The organism is Bacillus sp. FSL R5-0560, from assembly GCF_037966305.1.
GTDB classification, from domain to species: domain Bacteria; phylum Bacillota; class Bacilli; order Bacillales; family Bacillaceae; genus Bacillus; species Bacillus mojavensis.
Genome location: NZ_CP150195.1, coordinates 913,212 through 934,159, shown reverse-complemented (window position 1 = coordinate 934,159; position 20,948 = coordinate 913,212). Strand labels below are relative to the sequence as shown.

The window sequence follows — 20,948 nt, the reverse complement described above, 5'->3', positions numbered from 1 at the left end:
AATCGAGTAATATGGTAAGAGGAGCGAATGATGAGGAAGTGATCAAATGGAATATAACTTACATGATACAACAGTATTAAACGAAAATATTCTTTCATCTGAGGAACGTGAAATTTGGGTGCTTTATATGAAAGTCTTAACATCTGCCGGGCTCGGTGATGTGTCTGAGTGGATGAAGCTGGATATGAGCATGCCGCAAATGAAAGTGCTGATGCTTTTAAACAATCACGGAACGCTGAAGGTCAGTGATATTGCAGAGAAAATGGGAGCTTCCCTGTCAAATACAACCGGGCTGCTAGACCGCCTTGAGAAATCCGGCTTTGTTAAACGATCACATTCTGAAGAGGACCGCCGTTCAGTGGTTGTCCATTTAACGGAGGATGCGAAAAATATTTTTCGCGGGCTTTATCAAAAGGGCCATATGAAATTGAAGCGTTCCTTGGAAATACTGTCTCCTGATGAAAAGCAAGCTGTTTCCAAAGGGCTTTCTATTCTTTCCAGAGCGCTGGAGCAGGCAAAAAAAGAATAATGTCAGGCGAAGTCTGTCCTCCCGCAAACTGCGGAGGCAGACTTTTTTTATTTGACATTTAGTTCATTTTAAATGAATAATATATTTCAAGTGAAGTAAAAGGAGTTGATGAGTATGCCAAAGGCATTGGCAGATCAAAAAAGCCAAAAGTGGGCGATCAGCCTGTTTACCATCGGGGTATTTATGGCTGCGTTGGATAATGGGATCATTTCCGCTGCGCTGACCACGATAAACGAATCGTTTGCTGTTTCCCCGTCTTGGGGTTCGTGGGGCATTACGCTTTATACGCTCGGACTCAGCGTCAGTGTGCCGATCGTCGGAAAGCTTTCCGATCGCTACGGCAGAAAAAAGCTGTTTCTTATTGAAGTCGGCCTTTTCGGGCTTGGTTCTTTGCTTGTCGCCTTGAGCCAAAGCTTTCCGCTTTTTCTTATCTCACGGCTGATTCAGGCGCTTGGAGGCGGCGGAATTTTCATCATCGGAAGTTCTCACGTCCTTGCTACGCTTCCAAAGGAAAAGCAAGGGAAGGCCCTTGGCTTGCTAGGGGCGATGAACGGGATGGCTGCTGTGCTAGGACCCAATGTCGGAAGCTTTCTGCTTGATTGGACCGGATCGTGGCATTGGCTGTTTTTGATTAACCTGCCGATTGCGGTGCTGCTGGTTGTTTTCGGTGCATTTTTTATTGTGGAAACCAAAGCGCCGGAGGCCAAACGTCTCGACACGGCCGGAATTTTTCTTCTGTCCTTGTCAATTTTGGCTGTAATGTACGGCATGACAAACCTTGACGGAACAAATCTATTAAAAAGCCTGGGAGATCCTGAGGTTTATGGATTTATTCTAATTGGTATTTTCTGTTTTGCGGCGCTCGTATGGTTTGAGAAGCGGATGGAAATGCGCGGGGGCGATCCCATTCTGGCGTATTCTTTACTTCGGAATCACCTGTTTCAGCGAACGCTTATCATCGGTTTATTATCCGGGGGCCTGTTGGCGGCGGTTATTTTTATTCCGTCCTTTGTTGAGCAATATTTAGGCGTCCCTCCCGCAAAAGCGGGCTATTGGATGACACCTCTCGCCTTAGCTTCCGGAATCGGCGCTTGGCTTGGCGGAGCGCTCACCGACAAAAACGGACCGGTGAAAACTGTTGTGCTTTCAGGAATCATTTCATGTGCGGGATTTGCTTTATTTCCGCTTTGGGTGACGGAGAAATGGGAGTTTGTGATCGCAAGTGTGGTAGCTGGGATTGGTTTTGGCTTTCTGTTAGGCGCGCCGCTGAACGTCCTTGTATCAGAGGCAGCGAAAACGAATAAGGGCACGGCGCTTGGCACGCTATCATTGGTAAGGCAAATCGGCCTGACATTGGCGCCTACTCTTTATGCAGGTTTTATCACAGCAGGGTTTGACCAAATCGGTGATGAAATCAGCAGCCGCTTATCGGACAGCGGACAGTCAGGGAAGGATATGCAGATGATTCCCGAGATCGACAGTTCAGATGTTTCTTCTTTACAAGAACAGATCGAACGCATACCTGTGCCTGAAGTCAAAACTGCGATAAGCGATGCCATTCATGCAAGTGTTGCCAGCGGCTATGATCATTTATATGCGGCGGCGGCCGTGATTTCACTGCTGGTGGTTGCAGCAATCAGTCTTCCGGCTTTCCGCCGGCAAAAGCGTTAAGACCACCCCATCCGTTTGGAAAGCTCCGTAATATGAGCGATATGGTGATGGGAGTGCCAGACATACAGCCCGAGCGCGTTCTCTAGGGTAATGACCTCTTTTGTATCGGGATGGTAAAATCCGCGCTGAAATTGCTGATCTGTCAGAGTGCGAAGAAGAGCTGTCCATCTTCCGTGAAGCTCCTGCAAAAGCGCGAGTGAACCGCTCGGCTCCGCTGTTTTGGAGTCTTCAAGCTCCGACCATGCTTTTTCATCATACGGACGGATAGCCGGTGTCTCTTCTGTCAAGGTTAATTTAAAACGGATATAGCCATTCATATGACTGTCAGCCAGATGATGTACAACTTGCCGGACGGTCCATCCGCCGTCTCGGTACGGTGTATCAAGCTGGCTGTCTGTCATCCCCTCAACGGCTTGCTTCAGCTTAGCCGGCACTTCCTCCAGCACTTGAATCCATTCTTCTTTCTGCTCGTTTGATATGAATTTCCTAAGTTTGTACTCTCCTATCGGATAGCTTAGATTGGCTGTTGACATGGTTTGGTCTCCTTTCAATAAACAGGCATCTAATAATCCTGAATCATTGGCATATATTAAATTCACTTTTATTTTAAAGGAAATGGTTTAATAGTTGTTCTATCATGTATATATTTGCGTAAAAAAAAGGCAGGAACGTTTCTCCTGCCGCGATGTTTCAGCCTGCGTGGTCTCGCACTTCCATTTTTACTTTTCGCTTCTTCGGCTGATAGATTTTCCCTACAAACAAATATCCATATTTAAACTTGTTCAGTGTCCAGGATGTCAGGATCGGGCCCGCTGTGCAGACGGCAAACATTAAGAAAACGGCCGGCACAGCGGGAATGTCCGGCATATTCAACAGCAACACATAGCCAATGATCATAAAATAGGCGTGCAGCAGATAAATCGAAAAGGAGTAGTTACTGATAAACATAATGATTTTCGGCACGTGCTTTATGTTAGAAAACAGGTGAAAGCACAGGAAAATCATACTTGTTGAATAAAGCATGATGTCAGGCCGCTTTGAGCTGATCATGCCGACCTCTCCGAAATAAGAAACAGCCACAACCAACGCGGCGGATCCGATCGCAGCACTGTATATCACCCAGCGGTATTGATTCAGCAGCGCTAAAAACTGCTTGTACTCTTTTCCGCAGTAATAAGCGAGACAAAAGTAGAAAAGCCAGCCTGCAAACGGAACCCAGAAAAACGGAAAGGAACCGCCTTGTTCAGAAGCGGGAGCCGGACTGACTGCTGAGAAATAGCCCAAATAAGCGGCTGTCACCACAAACGAGACAGACAGCACCCATTTGGGCGATGCTTTTTTCAAATACTCATGAAAGAGCATGTGCAGGATGTAAAATTGGAAGATGACAAGAATGAAATATCCGATAAAGTTTCCTAAAAATACGTTTTCCAGATATTTCTGAACAAACGCCAGAAATGTCAGCTTTCCCCCCATTGCACTGGTCATCAGCAAGGCATCTATGGCTGCGATAAACAAAAACGGAATAAAAATCACTTTTCCTCTCTTCTTCAAAAACCCCTCCGGCACCCCATCAGGATAAGAACGCGCCAGCAAAAACTCAGAGATGAAAATGAAAGCAGGCGTGCTGAACATCAGGAGTGTGCGCAAAGAATCAACCGTGTGAGAAATATCGGCAAGTGCTTCCGCCTGAAGCATCAGAACCATTGAAATGATATGGAGCAGAACGACACTTAAGCACGAAATGCAGCGGATCACAAAAATTTCTTTAATTTGCATAACAGCGCTCCTTTATTTCAAATTTTTAGAAATCGATGGTTGTACCATAACACACCTGCTTCAATTGAAAAAAGTGCCTGATTTCTTATCTTTCAGCAATGCATGAAAGATAAGACCCATAAAAACCTATAACTTTTTGGTATACCGCCCTCAGCCATTTGTCCCGTACAGCCGGGCTGCTATGCTTGACGCGCTGGAACAGTGTCCTATTCACCTTTTGATAATAATCCAATTCGATTTCAGCATTCCCGAGTGAAATCGCCAAAAAAGCTGGCGTTACGGAAGGGACAATTTGTCCTGAAGGCGGTGGGGCTCCCGCAATAGCGAAAAGCTTCAGTAAAGAAGTGGTTGAGCTGGAATATGGAAGCTGAATAACCGCTTACTCTAGGTTCTGAATTCCTCAATCTGTCAGAAAACAAAAAACCTGCTGTCATGAACAGCAGGTTTAATCTAGCGCATACCCCGAGGCATCAGTTCGTATTTAGTCCCCCGCCATTTAATCCTTCTTTGATATAGGCGTTGACTTGGCTATTAGAAAGCAAGCCAATATGGCCGATGCCATAAAGCTGGATGTTTCTGGCTCCTTGTAATCGAGACAAGCTATTGATGACAATTTCATCATTTAGACTGTAGATTGATGTATAGAGAATCTTTTGATTAGGATCTGTACCAGGCAGCGCAACAGATGACACTAAACCATTAGCTCCTCCAAGCGTGACAACATTTTGAATCTTATTGCCCCCGCCTAAGTATTTTATATAGTATAGAGTATTGGCTCCTCCCATGCTATGAGCCACAATATCTACTTTTTTTGCTCCTGTTTCTTTTAAAACACGATCAATATATGCAGCAAGCTGTGGTCCGTTATTTAGGTTATTCCCTGTCTTATCATAAAAATCAATCGCATATAGTTTATTGCTTTGCCAGCCTTGAGAGATTAAGTAATTTTTAATAGCAAAAAAATTGTATGACGCGCCGCTAATCCCATGAACAAGAACAACAGGGTTATGTGCTGTTTCCGCTTTTGCACTTGAAGGCGGAGCGGCTAGAATAGACAAAATCAATGATAGACAAATAGATGATGCAATAAGTAATCGTTTCATTTTCCGTTTCTCCTCAATTATGTATTTACCAGAATGATTATACAATTAAATTTAAACTTGGTAAATATAAACTTATCAGAATCTTCAATTTCTCTATTATTTTGAAATAAGCATAAACCTGTCGATGGGTAGTTGTCTGCAGTACACTTGATCCATACACTCGATAGCAACTTGAAAGGACAATAAGCGTAGGAGACATGCGGTTGTGTTCCCAGCCTCCCTTTCCTATAATATAGGGAACAGATGAAAGCTAGACATGAGATGGCAATGACTATTTGATATAGGACAAGTTTCAAGAAGGAATTCAATTTTGTTTTCCTGGTATAAGAGAAAAGAATGATACGATTTGCGGCAGGGCATTTAAAAAACTTCTGTTTTGCAAAAACAGCCATAGACACGGAGGACAGCATGAGAGTATTAAAATACGCCATATTAGGGCTTTTACGAAAAGGCGAATTGAGCGGGTATGATATTACAAGTTATTTCAAAGCGGAGCTCGGCCAGTTTTGGAGCGCCAAGCACAGCCAGATTTATCCTGAGCTCAAAAAGCTGACAGATGAAGGCTTTATCACATTCCGGACAACGATTCAGGGCACAAAACTTGAGAAAAAAATGTATACCTTGACTGACAGCGGAAAACAGGAACTGCACGCGTGGCTGACCCGCCACCATCCTATTCCGGAAACAGTGAAGGATGAATTTATGCTGAAGGCTTATTTCATTTCTTCTCTGTCACGCCAAGAGGCAGCCGACTTGTTTACAGACCAGCTGCTGAAACGCAAGGAGAAGCTCGCTGACCTGCAAAGGAGCTATGAAAAGCTAATGGCATCAGCAGAGCCGATGTCGTTTTCTTCACCGGATTTCGGCCACTACCTTGTGCTGACGAAAGCGCTGGAGCGGGAGAAAACCTACGTTTCTTGGCTGGAGCATATTTCAGCCATGATACAAGAGGATACCCAGGAGCGGCCTTAAATGATCGAAAGTGACTGGCCGTCCGTCAAACAACATCTGGAACAAAGACTGAACCTGACAGAAAACAAGATATAATGATAAAAAGCATCTGCCCGGAGGCGGATGCTTTTACGTTCGGAGCGCTTTCAGCCCCGCTGTGAAGGTGACAGCTGCAAAAGCAAACAAGATGCCGCAAATGCCGAGTATATCCGTGATGTTTGCCCCGTTAGCGATAATTTCTGTCAGTCCGCTCATCGCCCACTTTTGCGGGAGAAAGTCAGCAATGGACTGCATCAGCTTCGGCTCAATTTCTATCGGCCAATACATTCCGCTTACCATACACGTCGCAATAACGAACAAGTTGCCGAAAGCAAGCTGCTGTTCTGGTGTTCTGACATGGGCAGCAATCATCAGCCCGATACCCACGACTGCAAACAGAAAAAAGGATACTAACACGATCAGCGCAGCCGGATTGCCCCAGCTGATTCCGAACAGCCAATGGGATGTGAGAAGCAGCATTCCAAATTGAATCCAGCCAATCACAAAGAACGACAGCACATACCCCGCTCCAATTTCCGCGCGGCTGACAGACGCGGTGAGCAGTCTCTGCCAGACACCGCTTTTTCGCGCTTCTAATATCGTGCCCGCTGCCCCCATCATTGTCAGCATCACAAACAGAATGGAAAAGCCTGCAGCTCGTGAAGCTGTGTCACTTACGCCCTTACCTTCTTTTTTATCACTGAGAGATTCCCGTTTTACAGCTGTGGCGCTATCCCCATGATCTTTGGCGATTACCGTTTTATAAGCCGACTTCCAGCTCTCCCCCGCCGCCTCGGCCGCTGTTTTTGCCGCGGTTACCTGAATGTTGAGCTTTGCCAGCTTGCTTTCGGCATACTGTTTAGCAACGGGCGCTCCTGTTAGTTCTGGACCGTGGCTGAAGACTAGCTCCGGCTTCTCGCCTTTTTCAAGCTTCTCTTGGAAAGTGCGGGAAAGGGTGATGACTCCGGCAATTTTCTTTTGTTTCAGTTTTTCTGAAGCTTTGCTTTTAGACATCGTTTGAAAGGTATACATATCATCAAGTTGCTTGAGTTCCCGGGTATAATGCTGTGAAAGAAGCGTATCATCCTGATCGACGATCGCAAGCCGCACCTTATCATCTTTTCCGCCGAGCAGACCGCCGAATACAAAGGTCAGCAGCAGCGGGGCAGCGAACATCATCAAATAGTTCTGCGGCTTCTTAAAAATGAGAGAAAGCTCAACGCCGCAAATGGCTATGATTTTTTTCACCGTGTTTTACCTCCTTATCTTGTGTGAAGCCTTCTGATGCCAACAGCCAGTGAACAAAGGCCGATTGCCGCAAAAAGAAGGACCGGCGTTTGAAGTTCAGCCCAGCCTCCCCCCTCCATTAAGGAAAGAAAGCCTTCGAGCGCCCATCGATTTGGCACCGCCTTTGAAACAGACTGCAGGAAATCCGGAAATTGATAAAGCGGAAGCATCGAACCGCCGAGAACGGCAAGCACCTGTATCCCAAAACCGCCTAAAACATCCGCTGACTTCATATCGCTGAGGCATGAAGCAAGAAGCATTGAAATGCCGGATACAGCTGCTGCGTAAGACAGCCCCAGCACACTCACGAACAAGAGATTGTCTCCCCAGTCCACATCAAACACATTGATGGTTACAATAAGAAAAATGAAAAATTGTATAATGGCAAACAAATAGGTTCCGAGCCACTTCCCGAAGAGAATGGCGTATTTTTGTGCAGGCGTCATCAGCAGTCTGGCAAGGGTTTCCGTTTCCTTTTCCAGCAAAAATGATTTCGCGCCGACCGTCATATGAAACAGCATAAACATGCAAAGCATTGCCGCCGAATAGTATTGAAAACTGGTAACTTCTTTTGTGCCGACTGATTTCTCTGTAACAGCAAGCCTGGCACCCGCTTCTTTTTCAAGCGTCTTTGCAAGGTTTTCTGCAATGAGTGAAGGATTGAGCTTTCCTTGTTTTGCGGCTTCCGTCTTGGTGACATATTCCATTGAGGCGGATGACGCTTCTCGGACCGCCTTGTATTGATCTATAAAAGACACTGCAGCCGTTTCTATGATAGAGCCTTTTAATTCCTGTTCAGTGCCAGCATAGACAGCGGCCGGTTTCTTGCCGGATCCCCAATGTGCCGGGACGGCAATTCCGACATCAATTTTCTTTTCCGCCAGCAGCTTTTTCATCTCCTTTTCACTGCCGGCTTCTGTGACCTTGATCATCTTCATTTTTTCAAGTACATCTGTTTTAAGCATCCTCGACGCGCCTGACTGATCAGACTGGACATAGCCGACTTTGATTTCATCAATCTCGCTGCCTCCGCCAAGGATTGATCCAAGAGCGGCCCCTAAGATGGCTGTTAAGATCAGCGGCATCAGGATAAGCATCATAAACCCTTTTTTGTCCGTGATTCTGATTTTGACATCTTTCCATGCGATCCATATTGCTTTTTTCATCGCTGTTCCTCCTAATCCCGCAATGTGCGGCCTGTCAGATTCAGAAACAGCCGTTCCAGATTTGGCTCCTGAACCTGGAGAGACAGGAGATTCGTTTGATGGGCAGCGGCTTCCGTGAGCAGGCTGGTGACTACTTTCTCATGGTGCGCCGCAGCAACCTCAATTTTGAGCTCAGATTCACTCACTGTCACATCATTCACATGGGCAAGAGAGCGGACAGCAGAAAGGAACCCTTCATCTGTCCTGCTGACAGTCATTTGGATGATCGTGTCTCCTCCAAGGCGGCTGCACAAGTCGGTTTTTGTGCCGATCGCAATCATTTCTCCCTGATCAATAATGCCGATCCGGTCGCATAAATACTCGACCTCTTCCATGTAGTGACTCGTATAGATCACAGTCATGCCTGTTTCGTTGAGCTGTTTGACTGTTTCTAAAATATGATTTCTCGATTGGGGGTCGATGCCGACGGTCGGTTCATCCATGATTAGCAGCTCAGGCTTATGCATAAGGGCGGCGCCGATATTGATTCTCCGTTTCATTCCGCCTGAGAAGGTTTCGATTTTCTCTTTAGCACGCTCAGTCAGTCCGACATACTCAAAGACTTCTGCTGATCTTTTTTTGGCCTCTCCATGCGTGAGTCCATACATTTTCCCCCAGAATACGAGATTTTCTTGTGCCGTCAGTGTCGGGTACAGGGCGATTTCCTGCGGGACAATGCCAATTTTTTGTTTGGCTTTGTTCGTGTCTTTGCCGATAACATACCCGCCGACTGTAATCTCCCCTCCGTCAAGCGGCACAAGTCCGGAAATCATAGAAATGGTTGTGGACTTCCCCGCTCCGTTCGGTCCGAGCAGTCCGAACGACTCACCCTTTTTCAAGGAAAAAGAGATTCCTTTGACAATTGTTTTTTTTCCGTATGCCTTTTTGATATTTTCTGCTTGAAGCACGCCGTTTCACTCCTTTTTTTATCCCATTGCCATTGTAGAAGAGATGAGAGTGTAAAACATGTGGCGCCGGATAGAACATCAGGCATAAAAAAAAGGCCTGCGGCAGGCCTTTTCAAGGTAATGCATATGCCAAACGTCATCTATCAAAAGACAGATACGCCATGTCTGACGGAATAAATGGCAGCTTGGGTTCTGTCTCTGACCGACAGTTTGCTGATAATGTTTGACACGTGATTTTTCACTGTGCCTTCTGTAATATACAGTTTTTCAGCAATTTCTTTATTGTTCAGCCCGTACCCGAGCTGAGCCAGCACTTCCATTTCGCGCTCGGTTAAGTCGTGCAGCTCCTTCGGCTTTTCTTTCACTTCCGTTCCCTTCAGCTGTTTTTCACGTTTCCATTCATTCAGCATTTGGGCTGTGAGTTCCGGCGGGAGCACCATTCCGCCTGATTGAACAGTCATAACCGCTTTCACAATTGTATCGGCTGACATGTCCTTTAACAGGTACCCGCTTGCCCCTTCTTCAAGCGCTTCGGCAATCAGCTCTGAATCTTTAAAGGTTGTCAGCATCAGTACCTTTACGCCCGTTAGCGAGCTGGTGATCAATTTTGTTCCCTCCACCCCGTTGGAACCCGGCATGCGGATGTCCATTAATACGATATCCGGTTCAAGCTCTTTCGCCTTTTCAAAGGCTTCCTGTCCGTTTCGCGCTGTGGCGATGACATCGAGTTCTTCCCGGAGCTGAAGCAGGGATGCCAGCCCTTCCCTGACGATATCCTGATCGTCGGTAATGATGATCTTAATCATGATAAACTCTCCTTTTGCTGCGCGGGCCCAAAGCTCCATTTTTTATTGGCCAAAGAAAATTCGGCGATTACAGTAAATCCTTGATCCGTTTCACTTTCAAAGCGGATCGATCCGCCGTGCTCCGCTGCCCGCTTTTTCATATTCAAAAGGCCAAAGCCGAGTGACGCCTCGGGATTTCCTTTTCCGTCATCCTTCATAACAAGGCTGATGCTGTCCGTTGTGCAGGCAAGCTGGATTGAACAGGCTGTGGCGCCGCCGTGGCGTTTGGCATTGGTCAGCGCCTCCTGCACTGTTCTGATCACAGTCGGGTGCAGAGACAGCGGGACCAGCGCAGGGTCGCCGCTGACCGTCAGTTCGGATGTGACGCCCGCATTTTTGTAAAAGTCTTCTGTCAGCTGTTTCAGCGATTCAATGAATGAGGGATCGCTCTCCGATTGCAGGGTGCGTACTGATAAGCGGATATCATCAAGCGCTTCACGGGCAAGCGTTTCACATACCCCGACTGTCTCTTCCGCTTTTCGGCTGTCTCTTTTTTGCCATTCACGCAGAAGCTGCAGCTGGACAAGAAGCGCCGTCATTTTGTGCCCCACTGTATCATGGATGTCCCGTGCCATTCTGTTCCGCTCGTGAATGGCGGTGAGTTCTTCGACCTGCTTCGCATATAAATGCAGCTCCTGGTGTGCTGCTGACAGCGCCCGATGCGAATCCGTCAGTTCCTGAAACTGCTGTTTTGCCGTTTCTTGTGCTTCAAGAAGTTTGCCGATTAATTTACCGACGACTCCGCAGAACACCACAAATGTCATGCTGGTGATATGATCCATGACGTATTCATTGCCGACTAATAGATATGTACGAATGAGGACAATTGAAAACAAAATGGAGCAAAGACATAACACAGACCATGCCATTTTTCTATTGAACCCGCGCAGAAAAAATGCGACAGCTACCGGACATAGCATAATAATGAACAAACCAGTGCCGGGAAACATGAATCCAAACGAAAAGCCGACCGTAATATCAATCAGACAAAACCAGACGTCATACTTCTCTGTTTTCAGCAGAAAATGATTGGCTGCATACACGGCAGCTCCTAACGCTATAAATAGATATTCAAACCAGCTATCATTCTTTACGAGGGACAGATACATCGAACAGCTCACCATTAAGGTGAAAATTCTTGTAAATAAAAGAGCCTTCACGCTCATCACTCCTATAAGCAATTCCCTTCTTATCATACCTGCCTCTTGTTATTTTTTACAGGTGTTTCTGGAAGATAAATCCCGGAATTAAAAAACCGCATATGAACTCTATGTCAAATGCGGCGCTTTCACTTATTTATTCAAATTCATCGCTCCCGAATAATAGGTGTGAAATAAGGCACCATTTTGCTCTATTTAAAACGATTGAGCCCGTTACAAGATGGTTCAGTTCCATGTCTAACGCCCCCTTACAGGTTAGTTCTCTTACCATAACAAGGCGGACAAAAATAAAAAATCCCCCTGCCGTTATTTACGGCAAAGGGATGACAGTCAAATCACAAATTTGATAAGCGCTCCGGAGACAGGGTCTTTCACATGAAAATGATCTTCCGTTTCTTCAATCGAATATCCAGCGTTTTTGACTCGGTCCGCTACACGTTTGAGTTCCTCTTGATGAGGCAGGACAACAGTGTAATAGTCTAGTCCGCTGGCATTTGCCGGTTTAGGCGGCGCGTTTCTTCCCGCCCAAATGTTTAAGCCGATATGGTGGTGGTAGCCACCGGCTGAAACGAAGAGAGCAGACATGCCCGCATAGTCTCCGACAATGTCAAAGCCCAGCACATCTGTGTAAAACGCTTTTGCTTCTGTCAGATCGCTGACATGCAGATGAATGTGCCCGATGACCGTACCGTTTGGAAGTGTTGTTTTCCGCACTTCTCCGGCCTCTTCCAAAAGGCTCTCGATGTCGACAGCGGTTGTCGTCATGACATAGTTTCCTTCACGATCCCGCTGCCAAGTGCTCCGGGGGCGGTCAGCGTACATTTCAATTCCGTTTCCGTCAGGATCAGAGAGATAGAGCGCCTCGCTGACAGCGTGGTCTCCCTGACCGATGGCAATCTCTTTTTCAATCAAGCGGGCAAGTGCGATACCAAGTTCCTTTCTGTTGGGCAGCAGAATCGCAAAGTGATACAGGCCCGTTACCGTGCGTTCAGGCAAGACGACAGCGCTTGGATTTTCTTCAAGAATAAGGAGGGTGCGTATTCCGTCAGCCGTTAATTCAGCTCGGCGGTCCGTCTTTTTCAAGACTTGAAAGCCGATCACATTGCAATAGAACTGAAGGGAACGCTCCAGACTGCGGATTGTGAGTTTGACATAGCCAATGGTTGTACCCTCATGAATGCTGGTCATGCTGTATGCCTCTTTTCTTATGCTGATACATTTTCGTTCTTTTTTGCTTTAAACACAAATGAGTCCAGCGCCAAGAAACGGCTTCCCGAAAGCGCCAGGTGAATGGATGTCAGAAGCAGAAGGTAATCAAATTCTGAGTTCCCCATGAATGGCGCTTTCAGCTTCACTGTAATAATGGCTCCGATCAGCGTAAGAGCAAACAGAACACCTACAATACGTGTAGCCAATCCGAAAAAGACGAGCACTCCGCCAACGAGTTCAATCGCTGCGATGACATACGCCATAAAGCTTGGAAGCCCTATGCTGCCGAAAAATTGGATCGTGCCCTCCATTGCCTGAAACTTTGATAAACCGTGAACAAAAAAGATAATACCTGTGATGACTCTTAAAAGTAATGTGCCAATTTCAAATGATTTATTCATTTTTATCCTCCTTGATAAATGTTATCACTTACTTAATGTAAGCTAGTATATATACATAACTTGTTTACGTCAAGTAATTTTGTTACATTTTACGAAATTGAAATGAAAGTACTATAAATCTGTAACAAAAAAGACCTTTGTGCAGGACAAAGGTCTTTTTCATTATTGCTTAAATTGGCTTTCGTATAAGTCACTGTAAAATCCTTTTTGGCGTATCAGCTCATCATGGCTGCCTTTTTCAATCATTTCGCCGTCTTTTAACACAACAATCTGATCCGCTCGTTGAATGGTATTCAGCCTGTGGGCAATGATGACGCTCGTTCTCCCCTCCATTAAGCGGGCAAGCGCTTCTTGGATTTTCACTTCTGTTACGGTATCAATGTTGCTTGTCGCTTCATCCAAAATGAGCAGAACCGGATCGGCCAGCACGGCTCTTGCTATGGAGATCAATTGCTTCTGCCCTTGACTGATGCCCGAGCCGTTTTGTGTCAGCACTGTATCATATCCTTTTGGCATCCGCGCAATAAAGCTGTGCGCATTCGCTGTTTTTGCTGCGGTCTCGACTTCCTGATCGGAGGCATCGAGCCTGCCGTAGCGGATATTTTCTCTGATCGTGCCTTGGAATAAGAACGAATCCTGAAGCACAAACCCCATGTTTTTTCTCAGGCTGGCTCTTGTCAGCTTTTTAATATCAATCCCGTCGATTAAAATGCTCCCCTCATTGGGCTCGTAAAAACGGGCAAGGAGATTGGTTATAGTGGTTTTCCCCGCTCCCGTCGGGCCGACAAAGGCGATTGACTGCCCGGCCGGTACTGTGAATTGGAGGTGTTTCAGCGTCTGATTGTTTTCCTCGTAGCCGAAGGAAACATTTCGGAATTCAATGCTGCCTGTTTGTATCGGCTGATGCAGAGCATTCTTTTCATCCTCCCGCTCCTCTTTTTCATCCAGCACGTCAAACACCCGTTCAGCGCCGGCAATAGCGGACAGCATCGTATTAAACTGATTGGCCAGATCATTTAAAGGGCGTGTGAACTGTCTTGAGTACTCGGCAAAGACAACGATGGTACCGATGGATATCCAGCCTTTCAGCGCAAACAGTCCGCCGATTGCGGCAATGATTGTAAAGCTTAAATTGTTTAAAGAGTTCATCACTTTCGGGATAAAGCCGGAAATTGTCTGTGCCCAGAAGCCTGAAGTCTTGAGTGCGGCGTTTTTTTCCAGAAATTCAGCTGTGATCTGGTCTTCCCGTGAATACGCTTTGATGACCTTTGCGCCTGAAATGCTTTCTTCAATATATCCGTTCAGCTCGCCAAGGTTTTTTTGCTGTTCTTTAAAGAGTTTCCCCGTACGGTTAGTAATCCATTTCAAACTTACCGCCATTACTGGAATGATCGTCAGCGTAATCACCGTCAGCAGCGGGCTCATATACAGCATGACGGCAATCGTTCCGACGAAGGTAATGACGCTCGACAGAATTTGAATCACTGACGTATTTAAAGTGGAGCTGACATTTTCGATGTCATTGGTCACCCGGCTCATCAGCTCTCCATGCCGCTGTTTATCAAAAAACGGGATCGGCAGCTCATGCAGATGGGTGAACAGCTCGCTTCGCATTCTAAAGACTGTGCCTTGCGAAATCGTGATCATCCAATAGTTTTGAAACCAGAGTGACAAAGATTGAATGAGATATATGCCAAGCAGAATGAGCAGAACGGGAATAAGCCCGCTGACCGTCTGGCCGACGATGAAATGATCGATGGCCTTTCCGATCACAAAGGGGCCGAGGAGGCCGAATATCGCGCTGATTACGACCATCAGCATTACGAGTATGAGTAGCCCTTTGCGTTCTGCCAGGTATGACCAGATTCGCCTCAGGGTGCCTTTTGTATCCTTTGCTTTCGCTCTTTTTTTGGCGCGTTCCTTTTTATCGATTGGGATTTTGGGATATTGGAAAGGCTTGCGGATGTCTTTCAGCATGACTCGCTCCCCTCCCTTCCGAATTGCGACTCGTAAATGCGCTTGTATAAATGTGATTCAGAAAGCAGCTCGCTGTGTGTGCCTTTTTCTATCAGCTCGCCATCCTCCATCAGCAAGATTTCATCAGCTTTCATGGCCGTTGTTATTTTTTGTGTAATGATTAAGGTTGTGCACTCATATGTGCTGATGGCCTCAAGCAGATTCGCTTCCGTTTGCAGGTCAAGCGCGCTTGTGCTGTCATCTAAAAGAAGGATGGATGGTTTTCTGATCAGCGCCCGTGCAATAGAAATCCGCTGCTTTTGGCCGCCGGACAAATTGACGCCTCTTTGTCCCAGAACGGTATCATATCCCTTTGGAAGCTTCATGATCGTTTCATGGATTTGCGCATGTTTTGCCGCTTCCATTATTTCATCAAGTGAAGCATGTTCTTTGCCCCAAGCAATATTTTCTTTGATTGTGCCTGAAAACAAGAGCACTTCCTGGGGCACAAATCCGATTTGCTTGCGAAGACCCTCGGCCGGAAAGTCATCAATTGGCTTTTCATCTATGTAAATGCTGCCCGAATCCGGCTGATAAAGCCGCGGGATGAGCTGAAAAAGCGTTGATTTTCCTGATCCTGTCGCCCCGAGTATCGCGATCGTTTCTTTCGGCTTTGCGGAAAATGCGACATGCCGCAGCGCTTCTCTGTCCATATCCGGATATCGGAAGGACACATCCTGAAAGTCAATTCGGCCTGACAAGCGATCTGAGAGTAATCCTCCCTCCTGCTCGTCACCTTCTGTTTCAAGCACTTCGCCGATTCTGTCGCCTGAGGCTTTTGCCCGGGTAAAAATCATAATCAAAAACGGGAACATAGAAAGCGCACCCGTAATTCGTGTCGCATAGTTAATAACCGCGACGACATCGCCGACCTGAGTGCCTCCGCTTGTAATGCTGTGAGCTCCCGCCCATAAAATAAACAGAATGCAGAGGTTCATCAGCAGCATCAGCACAGGCATTGTAAATTCTACAAGCTGAAATGCCGAGACCGTTTTTTGCATCAGCATCGTGTTTGCTTTGATAAATCTCTTGACCTCATGGCTTCCGCGCAGCAGCGCTTTAATCAGCTTGATCGCAGTTAAATTTTCCTGCATGATCGTATTCACTTGATCCAGCCGTTTCTGAACAGACCTAAACAGCGCTCCGCCTTTTTTCAGTACCCAAAGCAAAAACAAAATCAGGATCGGAATCGTCACAAGAAGAAAAAAGCCGAGCTTCACGTTAACAGCGAGTGACAGCACAATGCCGCCCACAATCATTAACGGCGCACGCAGCATAAACCTCAGGCTCATAAAAATCAGGTTTTGCACCTGTGTTACATCGTTTGTGAGCCTTGTCATGTAGGAGGAGGACGAAAACAGTCCAAATGTTGAATAAGAGAAGGACTGGATTTTTTGAAAAAGCCCTTTTCTTGTATCGTAGGAAAAGCTTTGGCTGACATGGGCAGCGTAAAAGGAATTCAGCATACCCGCCGCAAATGATAAAAAGGTCAGTCCGATCATGACCGCACCCCATATCCAAACGTGCCGCATGTCTTGCTTCAAAATCCCATCGTCGATGATTTTTGCAATCAATAGAGGCTGTACCAGTTCAACCGCGAGTTCCGTCAGCATGAGAATCAGCGCAATTCCCACCAGAAGTGAGTATGGTTTTAAATATGATAAAGCCTTTGACATGTAAAAGCCTCCAAATCCCTTTATAATCGGTTGTCTCTATCTTTACTTTACTATGATGGTCTTTTTGACGGCAAACGAAAACCCTCCCATAAAGGAGGGTCTGCTTTATTGATCTAATAGTTTTTCCACACGCTCCCGCATCTGCGGCACACTCAATCCGATAATCACCTGAAACGCTTTCCCGTTTCTGACGACGCCGTGTGCGCCAAGCGCGCGGAAGACGCTGTCGGGTTCGACCTTTTTTTCATCCTTGACGCTGACTCTGAGGCGGGTGGCGCAGTTTGTGACCTCGGTGATGTTGTCTTTTCCGCCTAACGCTTCGATGTACAATGCAGCGGTTTCATCTGCCGTTTCCGCAGCGGAGGCTGTTTCGTCCTTTTTGTTTTTTCTTTCTCTGTATTCCTGTTTTGAATACAGCTTTGTTTCCTGCTGATCGTCAATTTCCCGTCCCGGTGTGGCAATATTGAATTTAAGGATCAGAAATCGGAAGACGAAAAAATAAATAGCAGTAAATGAGAGTCCAATCAGAACTTGATACACATACGTCATACCGTGGCTGCCAAAGAGCGGAATCCAGTTCAGGGTAACCGCCTCGATTAACCCGCCCCCCATGTTTCCGACAACACCGGCCATATACATGACCGTCGACATTGTCGCGGCGAGTACGGCGTGAACCGCAAATAGGAAAGGAGAGATGAATAAGAAAGTAAACTCAATCGGCTCTGTAATGCCGGCGACGATCGCCGTGAGTGTGACAGGAATTAGCAGGCCGGCGACGAGTTTTTTCTTTTCCTTTTTGGCTGTGACATAAAACGCGAGCGCAATCCCCGGAATGCCGAAGATTTTCGAATTGCCGTGAAGCGCGAATCCGCCTTGCGGGAACAGCTCCTTCAGCGGTTTGGCGCTTTGTGAATATTCACCGAGGTGCTGCGCCCAATACGTGACGATACCGCCTTCCGCCACAGCCGGGCCGTAGATGAACGGCGTGTAAATAAAATGATGAAGGCCGGTCGGAATTAAAATCCGTTCCAGGAACGTGTAAACCCATACACCTGCTGCCCCCGAGGCAACAAGGAAGCTTTGAAGCGAGCCGATTCCCGTTTGGACCATCGGCCAGATAAAAGACACGGCCAGAGCGACCGGAATCATAATGAAGAAGGAAATCATGACGATATACGTGGAGCCTTGAAAGATGCCGAGAAAATCAGGCAGTTTTTTATCAAAATAGCGGTTATGCAAAAATACAACAATGGAAGAAATAAAGATTGCCCCAATAATGTTGGTATCAAGCGTTTTAATGCCGGCAATCATCGTTAGTCCGCTCGTTCCGCCGACCTCTTGGTTCATGTCGACGCCGAATGCTCCTCCCCATACCGTCAGGATCGAGCTGACAAAGTAGTTGAACGTCAAGTAAACCGTAAGCGCTTCCAAACAAGCGCGCGCCTGAGCTTTTTTCGCCAAAGCGACTGGGATGCCGATGGCAAATAAGAGCGGCATTTGATTAAATACGGTCCAGCCGCCCTGCTCAATGATATACCAGCACTGGTACCAAAACCCGTCAGGATCGGCGAGCGGGCCCATCAGGGTTTCGTTTTTGAAAAGTGTGCTGACACCGACAATAATGCCGGCGAACGCGAATAATAGAACAGGCACAAACATCGCGCTTCCAAAGCGCTGGACTTTTTGCATCATATCAAAACCCCCTGCTACTCAATGTCGTTTTTTTCAGCTTCTTTGTAATCAACATATGCGCGGAATAATGCTTCGCCAACGAGAAAAAACGGCGCAAAAGCGACAATTTCTTTTTTATCGCTCAATGTCACGGCCTTGCTTGTCGCATAAAGATTATGCGGTGTCAGTTGGGCGAGGACATTGTTTTTCAGATTCGTAATGGAAATAAAGGGAACACCCTTTGCGGAAAGCATTCTTGCCTGCGGGATCAGCTCAGGTGTTTCTCCGGACAGCGAAATGATGATAAACAAGTCATTCACCTTAAAATCATCCTGCATCTGGTCAAATTCATTTCTGCCCTCAATTAAAATCAGATACTTATTGAGAGGGATAAACATTCTTTGCAGATCATGGGCGCATATCTTTTGCGCCGTTCCGGACCCGTACACGAACATGCGGTCCGCTTCATCAATCAGCTGGCACATGTCCGTCATGTCCTTTGTCCTTAAAAATTTCAGGTTTGCTTCAATGTCATCCAGCAGCTTTTGAAAACTCATACTCTCGCCTTCTTCCGACTGATCTTCCCACTTCAAAAAAACGCGAAATTCACTGTAGCCGCTGAAACCAAGCTTTTGGGCAAGACGCAAAATCGAGGAACGCGATACACTGCACGCTTTCGCAAGGGCATCGATTCCAAGACGATAGCACGTGTTCTTGTGATTCAATATATATTTCAAAATATGAAAATCATTGTCATTTAATTTACTGTAATGCTGATTAATCAGTTCTTCGAGCTGCATATCAGATCCCCCCATTTTCTTTCTATTATATACAATATAGATTTCGAAAATGGGGGATTTTTCAGTTAGGAGATGCGGCTAGGACTTTGATCAAGCTCAGGCCAGAAATCTTTATTGGCTTCCATTAAATCTTCGAGAATGAGCCTTGCCACACGGGCGTTCGGCACTGTTTTTGAGAGAATGAGCGCCTGCCATAGTTTTTGGAAGGATTTTTCCGTCCACGCCTCAACTGTCAATTTCTCAACTGATACCTGCTGCTCCATCAGTCCTTTTTGGAACTGCGGAATGTTTCCGACTGTGATCGGTTCAGGCCCGTTTGAGCCGACGATACACGGCACCTCTACCATCGCTGTCGGGTCAAAGTTTGCGATTGCGCCGTTATTTTCAACGATTAAAAGCATTCTTTCACCTGTATTGTAGGCAATGGCACGGGCCAGATCGACGATATATGACGCGTGATCGTCTATTTTGATGTCGCTGTTTTTAGAGGACTGCTCGCGTGCAATCATATCGCATTGGCTGAAAATAAAGGCTTCGCGTCCTTCCATAACTTCGTTTGCCCGCGTATGGTTCGGATTTGATTTTTTCACCATGTCATCCGGGAACAGATAATATTGTAAATACGTATTCGGCAATGTGTCTGGATCGGCGGCCTGCACGTCACGCGCTTTTGCGAACGTGTCATTCCAGCTCGCCTCCACCGCTTCGGACTCTGCGTTCGGAATATACCCGTACTGAGACACATGTTCCTTCAGCTTCGGCATTAAATCATTGCCCTCTTGATCCTGAATGGATGTCCACCAGCCGAAATGATTTAACCCGTAATACCGGACCTTCATTTCTTTTCTTGAGGACAGGCCGAGAATTTGCGCCATACGGTCTTCGATACCGACCGGCATATCACAGATGTTGAGGATTTTTGAGTTCGGTCTGAGGCGTCTCGTTGCTTCCGCCACAATCGCCGCCGGGTTGGAGTAATTCAGCATCCACGCATCTGGCGAGTATGTTTCCATGTAATCTAATATTTCAAGCACGCCGCCAATCGAACGCATACCGTATGCGATACCGCCCGGTCCGCACGTCTCCTGGCCCACAACTCCGTACTTCAGCGGAATTTGCTCATCAAGCGCGCGCATCGCGTATTTCCCTACCCTGATGTGTGCCATGACAAAATCAACGTCTGTAAAAGCTTCTTCCGGATCAGTCGTCGCTGTAAATTCAATTTCCGGTGCTTTTTCTCTGATAAAAACGTCACAGGCCCCCGCAATCCGCTCCTGTCTTTCCTTATCATTGTCATACAGCTTCAGCTTTCTGATCGGAAACTCCTCCAAATGATCCAAGAGCATCAGAACAATCCCGGGAGTAAATGTGCTCCCTCCGCCCGCTATTACGATTGAGAATGATTTTTTCTTCATATGACGACCTCCTTGATAACGTTTACATTTTATTTATATCATGTGACAGCTTGTCTCGTAATGCTTTTGGCGCACTTAGGTCATTTGATCAGTTTTAGTTTTTTTTCCCATAGAGCGGGAAATTTCTCACTTGCTATCATGTAATTAAATTTGATTTTTTTACCTTTTTTGCACTCTCAAAGTCTCATCATCTGTGAAATTTGAGTGAATATACGCCCTTCCAGTTCTTATGAAAAGGTTCTTTTGTACGATTCGGATACATGCCGAATTATTTATAATCATT

18 protein-coding genes are annotated in these 20,948 nt (G+C 46.4%); 3 read left to right on the top strand and 15 right to left on the bottom strand.

Going from position 1 to position 20,948, the window contains the following annotated elements; translation table 11 throughout:
- The first annotated feature begins 46 nt into the window (after positions 1–46).
- Both NST56_RS04540 and NST56_RS04535 read left to right on the top strand, forming a co-directional pair.
- Positions 47–529: a MarR family transcriptional regulator gene (locus NST56_RS04540; protein ID WP_168747237.1), complete on the top strand. Its 483-nt coding sequence runs from the start codon at positions 47–49 to the stop codon at positions 527–529.
- A 114-nt stretch (positions 530–643) separates the two neighbouring features.
- A complete protein-coding gene (locus tag NST56_RS04535; protein ID WP_339180350.1) occupies positions 644–2,200 on the top strand; it encodes an MFS transporter in 1,557 nt (518 codons plus the stop codon).
- Here the strand turns inward: NST56_RS04535 and bstA are convergent.
- The 3 genes from bstA to NST56_RS04520 form a co-directional block, all read right to left on the bottom strand.
- Positions 2,197–2,733: a bacillithiol transferase BstA gene (bstA, locus tag NST56_RS04530; RefSeq protein ID WP_029441296.1), complete on the bottom strand. Its 537-nt coding sequence runs from the start codon at positions 2,731–2,733 to the stop codon at positions 2,197–2,199. The two genes, NST56_RS04535 and bstA, sit on opposite strands and share 4 nt — an antisense overlap.
- A gap of 157 nt (positions 2,734–2,890) precedes the next feature.
- Positions 2,891–3,979 (bottom strand): acyltransferase family protein, encoded by a 1,089-nt coding sequence (locus NST56_RS04525; protein WP_168747235.1) that lies wholly within the window; start codon positions 3,977–3,979, stop codon positions 2,891–2,893.
- Positions 3,980–4,449: 470 nt separating this feature from the next.
- A complete protein-coding gene (locus NST56_RS04520; protein WP_029441297.1) occupies positions 4,450–5,082 on the bottom strand; it encodes a triacylglycerol lipase in 633 nt (210 codons plus the stop codon).
- 408 nt (positions 5,083–5,490) lie between these two features.
- On the opposite strand from NST56_RS04520, the gene NST56_RS04515 reads away from it, so the two are divergent.
- Complete coding sequence (locus NST56_RS04515) at positions 5,491–6,054, top strand: PadR family transcriptional regulator (protein ID WP_010333437.1); 564 nt, start codon at positions 5,491–5,493, stop codon at positions 6,052–6,054.
- Positions 6,055–6,162: 108 nt separating this feature from the next.
- Here the strand turns inward: NST56_RS04515 and NST56_RS04510 are convergent, their stop codons facing one another.
- The 12 genes from NST56_RS04510 to glvA all read right to left on the bottom strand — a co-directional run bounded on the left by NST56_RS04510 (position 6,163) and on the right by glvA (position 20,665).
- Positions 6,163–7,320, bottom strand: coding sequence for an ABC transporter permease (locus NST56_RS04510; RefSeq protein ID WP_339180345.1), 1,158 nt, complete (start codon positions 7,318–7,320; stop codon positions 6,163–6,165).
- A gap of 14 nt (positions 7,321–7,334) precedes the next feature.
- Complete coding sequence (locus NST56_RS04505; RefSeq protein ID WP_339180342.1) at positions 7,335–8,525, bottom strand: ABC transporter permease; 1,191 nt, start codon at positions 8,523–8,525, stop codon at positions 7,335–7,337.
- Positions 8,526–8,536: 11 nt separating this feature from the next.
- Complete coding sequence (locus NST56_RS04500; protein WP_339180339.1) at positions 8,537–9,472, bottom strand: ABC transporter ATP-binding protein; 936 nt, start codon at positions 9,470–9,472, stop codon at positions 8,537–8,539.
- 143 nt (positions 9,473–9,615) lie between these two features.
- Positions 9,616–10,278, bottom strand: a complete 663-nt coding sequence (locus NST56_RS04495; RefSeq protein WP_339180336.1) for a response regulator transcription factor — start codon at positions 10,276–10,278, stop codon at positions 9,616–9,618.
- Positions 10,275–11,477, bottom strand: coding sequence for a sensor histidine kinase (locus NST56_RS04490; protein WP_339180333.1), 1,203 nt, complete (start codon positions 11,475–11,477; stop codon positions 10,275–10,277). Before NST56_RS04490 ends, NST56_RS04495 begins: the two co-directional genes overlap by 4 nt.
- 330 nt (positions 11,478–11,807) lie before the next feature.
- Positions 11,808–12,665 (bottom strand): VOC family protein, encoded by an 858-nt coding sequence (locus tag NST56_RS04485; protein WP_339180330.1) that lies wholly within the window; start codon positions 12,663–12,665, stop codon positions 11,808–11,810.
- 17 nt (positions 12,666–12,682) lie between these two features.
- Positions 12,683–13,087: a DoxX family oxidoreductase CatD gene (gene catD, locus NST56_RS04480; protein ID WP_229148960.1), complete on the bottom strand. Its 405-nt coding sequence runs from the start codon at positions 13,085–13,087 to the stop codon at positions 12,683–12,685.
- A 162-nt stretch (positions 13,088–13,249) separates the two neighbouring features.
- Positions 13,250–15,064 carry an ABC transporter ATP-binding protein gene (locus tag NST56_RS04475; RefSeq protein WP_339180325.1) on the bottom strand — a complete coding sequence of 605 codons (1,815 nt, stop codon included), beginning with the start codon at positions 15,062–15,064 and terminating at the stop codon, positions 13,250–13,252.
- Positions 15,058–16,779, bottom strand: coding sequence for an ABC transporter ATP-binding protein (locus NST56_RS04470; protein WP_339180322.1), 1,722 nt, complete (start codon positions 16,777–16,779; stop codon positions 15,058–15,060). The genes NST56_RS04475 and NST56_RS04470 overlap by 7 nt, the downstream gene beginning before the upstream one ends.
- Before the next feature lie 105 nt (positions 16,780–16,884).
- Positions 16,885–18,471, bottom strand: coding sequence for a PTS maltose transporter subunit IIBC (gene malP, locus NST56_RS04465; RefSeq protein ID WP_286058858.1), 1,587 nt, complete (start codon positions 18,469–18,471; stop codon positions 16,885–16,887).
- Between the two features lie 14 nt (positions 18,472–18,485).
- Positions 18,486–19,250: a MurR/RpiR family transcriptional regulator gene (locus NST56_RS04460; RefSeq protein ID WP_010333426.1), complete on the bottom strand. Its 765-nt coding sequence runs from the start codon at positions 19,248–19,250 to the stop codon at positions 18,486–18,488.
- Between the two features lie 65 nt (positions 19,251–19,315).
- Complete coding sequence (gene glvA / locus NST56_RS04455) at positions 19,316–20,665, bottom strand: maltose-6'-phosphate glucosidase (RefSeq protein WP_168747224.1); 1,350 nt, start codon at positions 20,663–20,665, stop codon at positions 19,316–19,318.
- Between the last annotated feature and the right edge of the window lie 283 nt (positions 20,666–20,948).

What these genes read in the sequence shown, in the direction of transcription:
- NST56_RS04540 (WP_168747237.1), top strand. Translation starts at nt 47, where the DNA reads ATGGAATATAACTTACATGATACAACAGTATTAAACGAAAATATTCTT.
- NST56_RS04535 (WP_339180350.1), top strand. Translation starts at nt 644, where the DNA reads ATGCCAAAGGCATTGGCAGATCAAAAAAGCCAAAAGTGGGCGATCAGC.
- bstA (WP_029441296.1), bottom strand. Translation starts at nt 2,733, where the DNA reads ATGTCAACAGCCAATCTAAGCTATCCGATAGGAGAGTACAAACTTAGG.
- NST56_RS04525 (WP_168747235.1), bottom strand. Translation starts at nt 3,979, where the DNA reads ATGCAAATTAAAGAAATTTTTGTGATCCGCTGCATTTCGTGCTTAAGT.
- NST56_RS04520 (WP_029441297.1), bottom strand. Translation starts at nt 5,082, where the DNA reads ATGAAACGATTACTTATTGCATCATCTATTTGTCTATCATTGATTTTG.
- NST56_RS04515 (WP_010333437.1), top strand. Translation starts at nt 5,491, where the DNA reads ATGAGAGTATTAAAATACGCCATATTAGGGCTTTTACGAAAAGGCGAA.
- NST56_RS04505 (WP_339180342.1), bottom strand. Translation starts at nt 8,525, where the DNA reads ATGAAAAAAGCAATATGGATCGCATGGAAAGATGTCAAAATCAGAATC.
- NST56_RS04495 (WP_339180336.1), bottom strand. Translation starts at nt 10,278, where the DNA reads ATGATTAAGATCATCATTACCGACGATCAGGATATCGTCAGGGAAGGG.
- NST56_RS04485 (WP_339180330.1), bottom strand. Translation starts at nt 12,665, where the DNA reads ATGACCAGCATTCATGAGGGTACAACCATTGGCTATGTCAAACTCACA.
- catD (WP_229148960.1), bottom strand. Translation starts at nt 13,087, where the DNA reads ATGAATAAATCATTTGAAATTGGCACATTACTTTTAAGAGTCATCACA.
- NST56_RS04475 (WP_339180325.1), bottom strand. Translation starts at nt 15,064, where the DNA reads ATGCTGAAAGACATCCGCAAGCCTTTCCAATATCCCAAAATCCCAATC.
- NST56_RS04470 (WP_339180322.1), bottom strand. Translation starts at nt 16,779, where the DNA reads ATGTCAAAGGCTTTATCATATTTAAAACCATACTCACTTCTGGTGGGA.
- malP (WP_286058858.1), bottom strand. Translation starts at nt 18,471, where the DNA reads ATGATGCAAAAAGTCCAGCGCTTTGGAAGCGCGATGTTTGTGCCTGTT.
- NST56_RS04460 (WP_010333426.1), bottom strand. Translation starts at nt 19,250, where the DNA reads ATGCAGCTCGAAGAACTGATTAATCAGCATTACAGTAAATTAAATGAC.
- glvA (WP_168747224.1), bottom strand. Translation starts at nt 20,665, where the DNA reads ATGAAGAAAAAATCATTCTCAATCGTAATAGCGGGCGGAGGGAGCACA.